Source organism: Salinivibrio sp. ML323, assembly GCF_001995745.1.
Taxonomy (GTDB): Bacteria; Pseudomonadota; Gammaproteobacteria; order Enterobacterales; family Vibrionaceae; genus Salinivibrio; species Salinivibrio kushneri.
In genome coordinates this window covers 44,240-56,621 of the sequence record NZ_MUES01000016.1, presented here as the reverse complement: position 1 = coordinate 56,621, position 12,382 = coordinate 44,240, and the positions used below count along the sequence as shown (strand labels likewise).

The following is a 12,382-nucleotide window of genomic DNA, read 5'->3' as shown; positions in this document are numbered from 1 at the left end:
TTAAAAGCCCGCTAACTCATGTGTTCGCTCTAGTTAATTTTATATATAAAAATATACGTTATCCGAGTTTCTGCACCTAATTATCTAATAAATTACGTGAGCCCCTTCACGTATCGAGCAACTATATCATTCAATGCTGGCTATACAAACTGGTTTCTGATAGCAATCATTGACTAACCTATCTCTCTCTACTATCAGGAGGTTAAATGTGACTCGTCATCAAAAATCAAATACTTCTCTGCTAGTGCCTCAAAGTCAGCATGATTGCGCAATTGTCACGAACGCATCAGCATCTTCGGCGAAATAAAATAGCTGCGGAATCTTGGTTGTACAACGCTGCCTTGCTGATGTATTCTTCGGCTGCAATTTCCGAAACATTTTTATTATTCGGCGGCAACTGTTTCTTGAAAATGGCGGCTTTTCTTTCTTCGAAATATTTCGGCGTCATGTCCTTATTAGCCCTACATTGTTGTATTTTAGGGCGATTTATATTCGAACGAATACTCTGACACCTAGGGGGGGAATGCACACCTTGTTATCTAATCAAAAGATTTCGCCAAAAAGCAAAGATCAAACGACAAGATGTGCTAATTCAGTATCTTATTCTCTCTAGCGATTAAATCAAATTAATAGTTTGGCTGTTGTCGAGCATTGTTTGATCGAAAAAAACTTATATCTAATAATATGACAGCGTATGAGAGCTACTTAGATGCTTATTTATATATTTTTGTTTACCAGTCTATTTGACAATCTTTTTGTTCAGCAATAGGCCGAGCAACTCTTTTAGCTCGAACAAGGATGTTATCTCCTTGGGCTTGTGCAGAGTCAACTGCAGATGTATCGACACCGACTGCAGAGGCCAGGCTTGTCATTGAATCTACAGTGCTATTCGCGTCATTATATGAGGTTATTGCTGAATTTATTTCATCACAAGACATTGACTCCCAGTCATTACTTAATAATGAGCTTTCGCCACCGGTAGCCATACATCCCGATAGTGCTAAAACACACAACGCTGAAGATGCTTTTAAAATAGTACCTTTCATTTTCCTCTTCTCCTTACATTGAACTAATTTTTTCAACATCTATAAACCTATAAGATACTAGATGCAGAATCAGGTTTTCCTTAAATTAAAGCAGGGACTTTTGGCCGACATTTTTTACTACTTGATCGCCACATTAAATGTCAAACATTTTTTATCATATCACTGATATTATCGAAGTCAACCCAATAACAAGGATAAGATCACAAATAACTTTATTATACCTCTCTCGAGCTCAGATCTTGCATTTTGCACTAAAGTAATTTTCAAGGAAGTTGACCAGATTTCCGTAAGCGGCCAGGATTGCTCCTGACCGAACGGACTATTGCCCTGCTAACATTATATTACATGGTTAGATTTGGCTCTCTATCAAACTCTATATCATAGCGATAGGCATCGCCCTTTTGATCTATCACTGAGTCATCTGGAGCGCCAATCTGCCCTGACATCATCTTCAAATTGCCTTTTAGCTTTAAGACATCACTTTTCTGGAATCCATTGAATGTTGAGTCAACAACTTTTGCGTTTAACTCACAGTTCTGGCCACTGCAGCTTACATTGCCTTTTAGTGTCATATACTGATCACCAATAACGAGCCAGCTGTATTTGAGCTCTCCATTTGGGAGGTAAGCCAGTCGCATAGACGTTGCCAGTTTTTTGCCATCTGACTGGGTTAACTTTCCGTCATAGCTCGACGCTTCAAAAACTATGTTGTCATCTTTTGGTAGCACCAACTGAGTACCATAGTGTGCGACATTAGCACCGGAATGAAGCAGGTATGTCGTCCAAAAAGACTCCATACTCTCGTTCAGACTGGTATCTGAGTTGGTATAGTTCACTCCATAAATATAGAATTCAGCGTGATTAAAGAACACAGGAAAACGTTCAGCGGCCTTTTCYGCAAGGGCTTCGGGATCTGCATCACCAGGCTTTATTAAATCTGATTTTTCGACCATGTCAGAAAAAACGATTACTCTAGGGATGCCACTTTTAATATCTAACCTATTGGAATCATAATAAAGAGCTTCAACGAGCTTTTTGACGGGAAAATCATCTTGATACTGAGGTGGAGTCTTATTTTTGGTCCCCTGGAGCGGATGGGCAAGAGCTTGAGGAAGAAGTTTCGAAAATTCTTTTTGATCATTCTCTAGCTTGTCATCAATACCTCCGACAAACATGCTACCTAGACCATCATCACTCTTCTTTTTTTTATAAACCGCTTTTGTATAAGCCGGATAGCAGGTATCCCATGCAAGTTCTACATTGGAGCCTCCATCTTTGATGGTGACAACTTTAACTCGTTCACCAGGAAGAAATTTAGTCTTGTTAAGTATATCTTTATACCAGTTAGGATCTTCCTTCGCGATGATGGACTGGTCTAAATAGAGAATGGTTTGTCTGTCCACTCCTTCCTGATCACAGTAGCTCTTCAGGTCAGTCGTTCTTAGCAAGCCACTAGCATTACTTGTCAATGATACTGTAGCTAATCCTATAGCAATGAGTTTCTTCATGAATAATTCTCCAATGACAACATTTTACGGACATCAGCAGCTTGTAATGATAGATCGGTATTTAAATACTCTTCCAAGGATAATTGTCTAGGGCCGATTTGAACGTTTGGCATGCCTTGGTTTCTAAAGGAACTGACCAAAGCCGATTGATGGTGCTCAATAATTTCATTAATAGTTACGGTGGCCTGTTGTATTAGTGACTCCTCTTTAGCAAGGAGACGTTCGATATAAGCGTGTATATCCTTACTATTGTTTGTATCCGAGCTGTGAGCATTCTTTAGCTTCTGAATCCTATCATCGAACTCAGAGTCAATGCGGTTGAGCTCTTCTTTTAACCCTTTATCAACTGCAAAGAACTTTACTTTAGCTTTGTTATAATTTCCAAGTGCTTCTTGATAGTCGGGTCTCGAATCGTGAATGAAGTAACTAATTGCAACCCCTACCAACCAAACAAGGATGTTCATCAATATAAAAGGTGTCAGTTCGGACCAAACACTGGTAGTAGTTTCCTCCATCCCTGCGAGGCCGGGTAAACTGCCTGCGCCATTTCGCACTAATGATTCTTCAAGTACGTCGTAACGGTTGTATGTAACGACACAAAGCGCAATGACTAGTAGTAATGAAAAAATCAACTGAGTGTATACAACTTGGTTTTTGTCACTTTTCTTTCGGTGAGGAGCAAATAGCGCTAATCGCTGTTTGATTAATGCACCATGGAAGTGACTTGCAACAGCAATTGCAAGAGCTATTAATATGGTTGCACCCGCTGCGACACCTGGAGGGTACTTAATGTTGAATGTTGAGAAGTTAATAAACCATTCAACACAGCCAACGAGCGCAATTGATATGAGGTAAAGCCACAAGCGAGGTTTGACGGGAGGTTTGCCACCCATCTCTGCTCTCATACCCTCATACAATGTCTTACACTGATCGTAATTATATTTAAGGTCAGAGTAATGGTTATTTGCCATGTACTCTTCCTGGGCTTTGCTTTTGGCTTCTTCTGCTTGTTCGACCAAATCACGTTCCTTCTGGGAAACGTCAGATGCGTTGGATTTATTGATCTCTTTTTTTGCTCGGATGATTACGTCATTTCTACGAGAAACCCATCGACCCATTCGTTCTTTTATAGAGCGCACTGTCAAATCCTTGATACGGATTGTTAAAAAGTCTTTGGTTGTATTCAGGTGTCCCGATTTTCCTTCTTCCACTTCTTCCAACACTACATTTGTGATGTGCTCGCTAGAGAAAGAGCGGTTTGCGTCATCAATGGGGGTATCACTAATGAGGTTGTCAAAGTCTTTTCGGATATCTTCCATAATAACAAGTTCTCTATTGATTTGCTTTTAGATGGTATTTCTTAGGTAGCTTGAGGGGTTTTCTGGTTTCAGTCACAAAATCAAGGACGGGACGGACTAAAGTTGGAACCTCAAGAGGCTCTCTGACTGACGGCGCTGACACTTCAATCCTTTCACGCTCGCTCTTGGTTTCATAACGTTTATCAGTTTTTAATATATCATTGCTCAGAGACTTAGCGAGTACCGCAAGCTCATTTATCTCAGGAGTTTGCGTCACGACACTGTCTGAGTTCTTAGTATCCAGAACTAAACCTTTGTCCGAGTCATAAACGTCCATTATCGGGAGCAATGCTCTGGTGCAGGCTGGATCAATGTCAGTACAGTCTCTCTGCCTGATAAAAGACTTCACAAGCTCTCTAGACTTAGCAACCAATAGCTCTACTCTTCGGTTCAATTGTCTACCATGTTGACTGGTGTTGGTATGAGCGGGATAAATTTCGCCTGCGGGTATAAGCTTTATTTGGCTTTCTGAAACGCCGCTTGTATGTAATAACTCTGCAATTTTTAAAGCTCTCTTAGTACTCAATGCTTGGTTATATGTACGACTCCCAGTGCTGTCTGTATGGCCCACAATAAGCAGGTAATAACTGGGTTCCCCAGATGAGTAGGTGGTTGCAAATTGAGATATCTCACTGATGTCGACCATTTCAAGGTTGCTTTTGTCAAGTCCAAATAAAACGGAACTTTGAAACTCAACTCTATGTAGCAGGTGCTCTTTGAGCTTGAATTCCTGGATATCTATAGTGTCATACTTTTCACTTATAGAACTCAGTTGACTGTCTGTAATGGTCGATTGAAGTTCAAACTTTACCGGCTTGGGCATTAACTCTTCCTGAGCAGTTCCATAAGCCTCGATACTCTCTCTTTGAGCGGAACCTTGATTTGTCTCATCTATAGGGGATTGTCGAGAAAGTAGCTTTACGGATTGGCAAGCGGAGAGTAAAAATACCAAAGAAACTGTGAGAAGAAACTGTCTTTTCATTGCAACGTCCCTACCTGACGACACTATCCAATCATACTTTTCGGACCATACGACCATCGAGATAAAAAGACTGATGGCTTTTGCAGCTCCAAATCCGATATATACTACTTAATAGTTACCATAATAAGCAAGCTTTTACTGGAACTAAGTATGTACCTTTTTAAGTCGCGATTGTAGTAGCGTAGTGAATTTGGCCGCCTGATTAGGGGGGAGGTAAGGTACTCCTCATAGCGTGACAGATGAAACCATGACCAAACGCACACAATGTAATTTCAGCGCGGAATTTAAACGTGAAGCCGCCGTGCTTGCTCTCGAACAAAATTACACGATTATCAAAGCATCTGCAGCTTTCGTCACTGGCAACAGCACGTTGAAGCAACAAATCACGTTTGGTGTGGTGACGTCACATACATCTGAACCGGCAACCGATGGACTTATCTGGCTGTCGTCATTGATTTATTTGCACGAAAAACCGTTGGCTGGGCGATATCGTTGTGACCGGCCAGCACGTTAATCAGTAACGCATTGAAAGTGGTATATGAGAGCCGTAGAGGCCCTAAACAGATAGCGCATGCATATTCAATAAAATAACTATGCCATTGACACTTGAATGAATAACATACGATTTACTGGGTTATAGTAGTTCGCAAGCTTATGATATCACATCTACTGTTCATTCAACCAAATCACCTCTTGCTCCAAAGCTAAGCCATGCTTCTGCATTTCCGTCACCAACTCTCGTAACTCTGATGACTGTGCTAAAAGCTTTTGGCTGTTGCGCTCGAAAGAGACAAAGTCCCGGGCGGTGTCAACCCAAAGCTGGTTTTGTCCATAACGTAACAAAAACGCCTTCCAATTCGGCATCATCCAAAACTCTGCTCTTTCTGTAAGCTTCTCTTTGAGGCGGCGGTAGTTATTCAGCCCAACTCCATCATAGTCAGCAAAAAAGTAGACTATCGGTGCCCTTTCAGGCACCGATAACCAATCAATCAGTTTGTTGTGGAGCTGCCCGCGGTACCAAATAACGGTAGTAGGGTCGTTATTGGGCAACCAATCTAGTCTGTCAAATAGCGCTTGGTTCTCCACCAGCCAAATGGAATGTTCTGTGTGAAGATGGCTATTTCGCTCTCCGCCCACCTCAAGCGAGAATACACCAAACGCTTCTGTGGCTGCATTTAAGTGCTCGGTTGGTACTCCGGAAACCTCCCACAAAGGGTTCGCAACCGTTTTAGCCAGCACGTAACTGACATCGAGAGCTGTGTATCCTTGTTTGCTGCTGCGTGTCGAGGCTATGTTTACCGTTCGTTGTGGTACACTGGAAGATACATGTTGTTCGGGGGCTAATCGTTCAAGTTCAACGGCGGCTACATCCATGTCTTGAATTCGATAAACAACACCACGGCCTTTAGGCGTAATTTGCACACACCGCGTTTTGTGATTGAACGCTTCAAGCTGCTTCTTTTGAGACGGTGTCATTCTACTCCCGGCAACGGAATCAGGGTAAACCTCAACGAGTCGCGAGAGTGCTTTCACCAACGCCTGGCTCATAGCGATGGCTCTGCATATGATTGGGGCAGCTCTTGACTCTCTAGTGGTTCGAAAATCTGCCAGCTATTACGACTAATATGATTTTTGCCATTGGCTTGGTGAATTGGCACACAATAACGCGCGGTGGTTAAGGGGGCTGGTGAGGCAAATATCAAGGCAAAGCCGAATTGATCCGCAATCTCTATCAAGCTCGTTTGGTTCTGGGTATCCAAAGCTGACGCTTCATCCAAATAACAGACTGCTTTCATTTGGTGGCGTTTATCTTGCATGAGGTACAACATCGCCAAGCCCGTCACAAGCTTCGCCATCAATACGGTTCCGTTAGAGGCGGCACTATCAATTTCTTCAAATGACTCTTGCTGCTGGCCGTGCTTGGCAACGACAAATTCAAGCCGGAATAAGTCTGCCACTCTTAAACCTTGGCGAGCATTGCCCTCATCAATCAGCAGGCTCTTCGCGCGCTCTAAATCAGCATCATCGAGGATACTGCCCTGATCAAATAGCTCAAAACTTTGACCACTTTCAGTTTGCTCTGCTTGTTGGATCAGCACATTCATCGCATCAACAAGCAGACTTTGTTCGACTGGCTCAATTTTGAAAATTTTAAGATCTGACAGCTGCCTTTGGCTGATCAGGCGGTTGAATTCCTTCATCTTACTTTGCAATGCATATAAACCACTGCGCAGCTCTCTTAAACTGGCAGTGACGTTGACGACGGCCGATCGTGCCCGCCTTTCCAGTGCTTTTTTCTCATCGTCCAAACAATGATTGAATTGAATAATACCCTCTAATTCTTCATCTTGTGTTTGCGCCATCTGAAACTTAGTCAGCCCTTTTTGACCCAATTCATTTTTCATTTGGCGCAATTCTTTTGATAGCTGATCAAGGGCTTTGCAATCTTCAATGTAGTCCTGAAGACGATCCGGAAGTGACGCCAAAGACCAATAATCCCCCGCTATCCAGGGCGAATGTGGCTGGTCAGAAAGTACGCTAAATAGCGCTTGGTCATCTATTCTTTGTTTTTTTAGTTTTTCAACACTGCTCTCGTCTGAAGCCAGCTTATTAAGCTTATCCGCTACCTCACTTAATTGCCTTGAAAGATCGGCTTGCTTTTTTCCTGAGTTGTTAAGCGCATCGTTAATCGCTACTCGCTGTTTCTCAACAGCCTGTCTTTGCTCGATTCGCTGTGCTTGATTGTGTGTTAACTCTTGTAACTGTTGGAATTCTTTTAGCTCTTGTTCACACTGCCTAACGGCACTATTTAATTCGGCCTTTTTCCTCTCAGCCGCCTCTTGCTCTCTACTTGCTTGAAGTAGTTCTTTGAGCTCGTTTATTTGCTCATTAACGCTACCAATTTCCTCCAAAACCTCTGACTCTGTTTTTTGCACATGCTGAGGCAATAGCTCATGAAGCGACAATGTTAAGCCGGGGAGCAAGCATTGCTGTGAGGACTCGCGATTAAAAACGCTTCGCAACTGCTCAGCATTAAGCGAGTACTGTGAGGGTGGCAGTTGCAGAACTTGTTGGCTGAGCACTTTGTTTAGATTATCTAACTCTTGTGTATTGAGCGTCTTAGAAAGGTGAAGGTATAAATTGTCATTTAGGGTTCGCTGTTGATACTGCAGCCGCTGGCGCTGCTGTTCTTTTTCTTGCAATTGTTTTCGAAGCATCTCGGAAGAGGAGCGCTGGGACTGAACACATAATGTGGCCTGCGCTTCATACTCTTTCTCGGCGGATCGTAACTGGCTCTCTAGGAATCCTTGATCCGGAATCAGGGCAAAACGCGCTTTAAGCTCTTGATAATGCTGCTCCGTACGATCTAGCTCTGCCAGTTTATTGGCTAAGTCCTGGCGTTCTCCAGCTAGAGCGATATCATAGTCTCGAAGTTCGCGCGAGGCTTGTTCAAGCTTAGCCTTTTGCTTAACTAGCCGTTCCCTCGTCGTTTGAACGTGACCATGCCAGTCTTTTAGCAACTCATCCACTTTCGGTTGGCATACGGTGATCTTTCCTCGTAAAGATAAGGTTCGCTCAAACTTTTGCTCGAGTTGTTGAATCGTCTCTCGATTATTGAAAGCGGCTAGGTACTGCTCGCGCTCTAGATTAATGTCTTGAAACGCTTTTTCCCATTCCTGCTTAAAATCAATGCTGGCGTTGGGTAACTCTCGACTAAATATCGTTAACAAATATTCTTTCACATCACTAGAATTTAGTTTGTCGAGTCGCAGCGTCTTGGTGAGTACCTGCTGAAAGGAACGGGCATCGCTAATGTGCTCAAGCTTGAATACGGTAAAATCAATATCGCTCGTCTTCTTACTTTTTGCACCGCCATAAATCAAGTGACGGAAGTCCCTCTCGTTATATCGAGAGACGCTGTATTTCTTTTTTGCTAAGTGACTGACAAGCTTTGGTTGGCTGACGATATTACCATCATCTAAACGATAATCGTCTAAATTCAACTCTCCCTTGTAGGCAAAGTACTCATAGTCATGGCCCACCCCTTTACCGACACACCCAAACACTACTGTGCCCGTTTGCGGTAGAATTACTTCTAGTAAGATGTAGGCGCTATTATTTGGGAAGTAAAAGCGACGCGTTTGATCTCGCGTGTGCGAGCCAAAATCCATTTTTCTCTGATCGATGATAAGCAGAAATTGAAGCGCATTGATAAGGCTTGTTTTGCCATGGTTATTGGGTGCGATTAATGACACAGAATCATCGAGAGGAAGTTCAGCGCGCTGGTATCCCGCACTGCCGATTAACGCTACACGTTGAAAGCCATAACTTAACATGATTCATCTTCCTCATAAGCCGTAGCCGCTATATCACTCTCAGATGCGTGCTCTGTAATTGCTTGGAAGTGATCAAGGTAGCGATATACCGACGGCAACAAACGCCAGTGATTGTTCTCTTGAACGGCAAAACCTTTTCGCACAGCGTTGTCGAGTATCTTTGCGAGTGCATCTCGGTCTAGCTCTTCTGCATCCAAAAGTCCTTGATGCTTTCCGTAAATGTCATCGAGTAAGGTGTTATCAATTGTCCATTGGTAAAACTGGCCAAGGGAGCGACCGCTATCCGCTTGATGATCAAATAGCACCATTAGCAATAACGCTAAATGACGCGATTGTTTATTGATGTTCTGATTACCTTCTTCATCATGAAACCAAGCAAAGCCGCGTCCATCAATGCGCAACTCAAAACCTAGGTTTGCAAATAGATACTGATACTGTTCTGCTTGCAATTCAAGCTCATGCCATAGCGCGGCATCCGCCGAGCGGTTAAGGTGTCGTCCAGAGCTAAAAAGGTGAAATAACTCGGTCAAATGTGCCAGTTCATTTAAATCGATTTTACTATTTTGCATGATCTATACCCTTTGCAGGAGTTGGATCAGTTAATGTCGTGATTTTATGAGGGTAATAAGTAACGGCGACGGTGTTTAACGCTGTAGTATTCGAGTGTGGCCCTAACGTGCTTTCCCATTGAGGCTCTTGCACAAGTTCATGGTAAAGTCTTAATAACGCTGCGTCCGGTAAATGCGGATAGTGTTCCCTCAGCCATATCATAAGATTGTCAATCGGCAACGAATCGCTCAGCTTTTCTCTCAACCGCGCTTCATCCACCCAGCTGACCGTTGAACTCATCGGTCCATCTTCTTCATCAGGGAAAACAACAGCAATAGGCTCAAAATTCATGAATTCAGCCATTAATTCACGCACCTCATTGCCCAATTGAATTTTGGTGACACGGCTACTTGTCCACAAAGGTAGCCCCTTGGCGTTGAGCCCTCGCGCTAATCCCTTTTTACGAACTTGACTGAGCTGCTTACTAATCACCGCTGAAAGCTGGTTATGCTGTCTTGCTTCCTCACGTAATGGCAGCAAAGTATCAGCACATTGTTGAGCAATGACGCGTCCTTGATAACGAAGCTCTTTCACTTGATAAGCTATCTGGCGCATCGCCAGCCTTTGTTGATACAAAGCGCCACGTATCGAGAGTCGATCGACCGCATCATCCAGTGCTTCTTCTGCTTTTTCTAATAACGGGTAGAAGCTACCACCAAGGCCGCTGTCCATCATTTCGTTCATCGGCTCAACGTATTGATCGTACACTTCTAGGACTTCACGGTAACGACGTTCTATTGGCATACTGGTATCCGCTGATTTCGCTAATTCTGCTATTTCAAAAATTGCTTGTTTGTCTTGAATTAGCTGTTGGGTGATCTTTCTGACAAGCTCTGAGAGTCTGTTCGCGCCGGCACGCAGCAAATCATTGTCCGACCCATCTAGCCCTTCTAAAACCTGGCTGGTGGCGTCTCTAATCGCGTCGACTCGCGCTCTAAGTACCGCTGATAAGCCAAGCTCATGCTCTTGCGTCAAGCCTCTCACAAAATCCACGACTAATGTATTTAGCTGATAGTCACTACTTCGGTTAATAGGTTGCAATATATCTGCATTAACAAGGCTAGTGAGTACAGTATTACTGTCTGTTTGCTTATTTTTGAATTGATTAATCACCTGCTCAAGTACTCTCAGCTCAAACGCTGGAAACTCTCGCGAAAGCCGCGTTAGCTGCTCAACAACCTCCCAATGTTGATGTAACTGAAAAATGAGACTTTTAGGTGCGACCATTTCACTCCCTTATTCAACGACTTGTCGACTTTCATTCCGCCGAGACTATCTGGAGGTTTAACTATTTTTATGATGTCTGCTYAATAGCAGTAGGTAAACACTAAACGCATAAACATGTCGAATAACTAGACTAGGATCTAAATTGCGCACGTAGTCTATTAGGTGAGAGTGGCTATTTCGATACCGCGCGTTGTCATCGATAATCCAGAACACCCCAGCTTTTCTCATCGATACCGTTAAGTGGTATGATGCGCGCCATTGTCGCGCCACTGACTTGTATGACGTTGGCGCATTCGCATCAGCAAGGTTGTACAAACATGGTTAACAACAAGATCCAGTGGTTTCCGGGCCATATGCACAAGGCTCGCAAAGAAATCGAAGAAGTCGTCCCTAAGATCGATGTGATCATCGAAGTGCTCGACGCACGCATCCCCTTTAGTAGCGAAAACCCTCTGATCCGCGCACTACGTGGCGACAAGCCAGTGATCAAAGTACTGAACAAACGCGATCTTGCCGATCCGGCCATGACAGATTTTTGGATGGCCCACTTGGAGCAAGAGCAAGGCGTTTCAGCAATGGCGATCACCACGCAGCAGCAAAGTGAAGTCAATCGAATCATGGAGCGGTGCCGCGCACTGGCCCCTCATCGCGAAGCCATGGGTAAAAATATTCGCTCAATGATCATGGGGATCCCTAACGTAGGCAAGTCCACCATCATTAACAGCCTTGCCGGCCGAGTGATTGCAAAAACAGGCAACCAGCCCGCCGTGACGCGCCAGCAGCAACGGATTAACTTGCAAAACGGCGTGGTGCTCTCTGATACACCGGGAATTTTATGGCCAAAGGTTGAGAATCCACATAGCGGTTTTCGTCTCGCAGCAACCGGCGCTGTGAAAGATACAGCAATGGACTACGACGAAGTGGCTTTTTATACCGTGGAGTACTTGGCGAGTGCCTACCCCGAGCGGCTACAAGAACGCTATCAGCTTGATGTATTACCCGACACAGACATTGAGTTGATGGAAGCGATTGGTGCCAAGCGCGGTTGTCTGCGCGCGGGAGGGCGGGTTGACTTGCACAAAGCCTCAGAAGTGCTGTTGCATGATTTACGCACCGGTGCGCTAGGTGGCCTCACTTTAGAAAAACCGGATATGATTGAAACCGAGCTGGTGCAGGTTGAAGAAGACAACGCCCGTCGAGAGGAAGAAAAAGCCGCTAAAAAAGAGGCTCGTCGTAAGCGTTACCTCAAAAATAAGCGTTAACTTCGAACAACACGGGGCGCGTATTGTGAAGTACAACAAGATTGACTATGATT

At 44.0% G+C, this 12,382-nt stretch carries 10 protein-coding genes and 1 pseudogene; 2 read left to right on the top strand and 9 right to left on the bottom strand.

What is annotated here, in order from left to right; all coding sequences use genetic code 11:
* Positions 1 to 286: 286 nt before the first annotated feature.
* The 5 genes from BZG13_RS15300 to BZG13_RS10445 all read right to left on the bottom strand — a co-directional run bounded on the left by BZG13_RS15300 (position 287) and on the right by BZG13_RS10445 (position 4,894).
* Positions 287 to 448 (bottom strand): hypothetical protein, encoded by a 162-nt coding sequence (locus tag BZG13_RS15300; protein WP_158074887.1) that lies wholly within the window; start codon positions 446 to 448, stop codon positions 287 to 289.
* A gap of 283 nt (positions 449 to 731) precedes the next feature.
* Positions 732 to 1,046 (bottom strand): hypothetical protein, encoded by a 315-nt coding sequence (locus BZG13_RS15260; RefSeq protein ID WP_077608517.1) that lies wholly within the window; start codon positions 1,044 to 1,046, stop codon positions 732 to 734.
* 341 nt (positions 1,047 to 1,387) lie between these two features.
* Positions 1,388 to 2,554 (bottom strand): hypothetical protein, encoded by a 1,167-nt coding sequence (locus BZG13_RS10455; RefSeq protein ID WP_077486578.1) that lies wholly within the window; start codon positions 2,552 to 2,554, stop codon positions 1,388 to 1,390.
* On the bottom strand, positions 2,551 to 3,873 hold the full coding sequence (locus tag BZG13_RS10450; RefSeq protein WP_077486577.1) for a hypothetical protein: 1,323 nt from the start codon (positions 3,871 to 3,873) through the stop codon (positions 2,551 to 2,553). Before BZG13_RS10450 ends, BZG13_RS10455 begins: the two co-directional genes overlap by 4 nt.
* 13 nt (positions 3,874 to 3,886) lie before the next feature.
* Positions 3,887 to 4,894, bottom strand: coding sequence for an OmpA family protein (locus BZG13_RS10445; RefSeq protein ID WP_158074886.1), 1,008 nt, complete (start codon positions 4,892 to 4,894; stop codon positions 3,887 to 3,889).
* Positions 4,895 to 5,263: 369 nt separating this feature from the next.
* On the opposite strand from BZG13_RS10445, the pseudogene BZG13_RS15490 reads away from it, so the two are divergent.
* Positions 5,264 to 5,461: pseudogene (locus BZG13_RS15490) on the top strand (DDE-type integrase/transposase/recombinase); the annotation flags it as partial.
* A gap of 99 nt (positions 5,462 to 5,560) precedes the next feature.
* Here the strand turns inward: BZG13_RS15490 and BZG13_RS10435 are convergent.
* From BZG13_RS10435 to BZG13_RS10420, 4 genes are read right to left on the bottom strand one after another with little or no spacing between them, the layout of a single operon-like run.
* A complete protein-coding gene (locus BZG13_RS10435; RefSeq protein WP_241824798.1) occupies positions 5,561 to 6,427 on the bottom strand; it encodes a DUF7281 domain-containing protein in 867 nt (288 codons plus the stop codon).
* Between the two features lie 11 nt (positions 6,428 to 6,438).
* Positions 6,439 to 9,231 carry a hypothetical protein gene (locus tag BZG13_RS10430; protein WP_077486573.1) on the bottom strand — a complete coding sequence of 931 codons (2,793 nt, stop codon included), beginning with the start codon at positions 9,229 to 9,231 and terminating at the stop codon, positions 6,439 to 6,441.
* A complete protein-coding gene (locus tag BZG13_RS10425) occupies positions 9,225 to 9,800 on the bottom strand; it encodes a condensin complex protein MksE (protein ID WP_077486572.1) in 576 nt (191 codons plus the stop codon). Before BZG13_RS10425 ends, BZG13_RS10430 begins: the two co-directional genes overlap by 7 nt.
* Entirely contained in the window at positions 9,790 to 11,067 is a 1,278-nt protein-coding gene (locus tag BZG13_RS10420) for a hypothetical protein (RefSeq protein ID WP_077486571.1), read from the bottom strand. The genes BZG13_RS10425 and BZG13_RS10420 overlap by 11 nt, the downstream gene beginning before the upstream one ends.
* Positions 11,068 to 11,384: 317 nt before the next feature.
* Here BZG13_RS10420 and ylqF point away from each other — a divergent pair, with 317 nt between their 5' ends.
* Positions 11,385 to 12,329: a ribosome biogenesis GTPase YlqF gene (gene ylqF / locus BZG13_RS10415; RefSeq protein ID WP_077486581.1), complete on the top strand. Its 945-nt coding sequence runs from the start codon at positions 11,385 to 11,387 to the stop codon at positions 12,327 to 12,329.
* Positions 12,330 to 12,382: the final 53 nt, after the last annotated feature.

Excerpts from the sequence above, each read along its gene's own strand:
- BZG13_RS15300 (WP_158074887.1), bottom strand. The coding sequence starts at position 448 with ATGACGCCGAAATATTTCGAAGAAAGAAAAGCCGCCATTTTCAAGAAA.
- BZG13_RS15260 (WP_077608517.1), bottom strand. The coding sequence starts at position 1,046 with ATGAAAGGTACTATTTTAAAAGCATCTTCAGCGTTGTGTGTTTTAGCA.
- BZG13_RS10450 (WP_077486577.1), bottom strand. The coding sequence starts at position 3,873 with ATGGAAGATATCCGAAAAGACTTTGACAACCTCATTAGTGATACCCCC.
- BZG13_RS10445 (WP_158074886.1), bottom strand. The coding sequence starts at position 4,894 with ATGAAAAGACAGTTTCTTCTCACAGTTTCTTTGGTATTTTTACTCTCC.
- BZG13_RS10430 (WP_077486573.1), bottom strand. The coding sequence starts at position 9,231 with ATGTTAAGTTATGGCTTTCAACGTGTAGCGTTAATCGGCAGTGCGGGA.
- BZG13_RS10425 (WP_077486572.1), bottom strand. The coding sequence starts at position 9,800 with ATGCAAAATAGTAAAATCGATTTAAATGAACTGGCACATTTGACCGAG.
- BZG13_RS10420 (WP_077486571.1), bottom strand. The coding sequence starts at position 11,067 with ATGGTCGCACCTAAAAGTCTCATTTTTCAGTTACATCAACATTGGGAG.
- ylqF (WP_077486581.1), top strand. The coding sequence starts at position 11,385 with ATGGTTAACAACAAGATCCAGTGGTTTCCGGGCCATATGCACAAGGCT.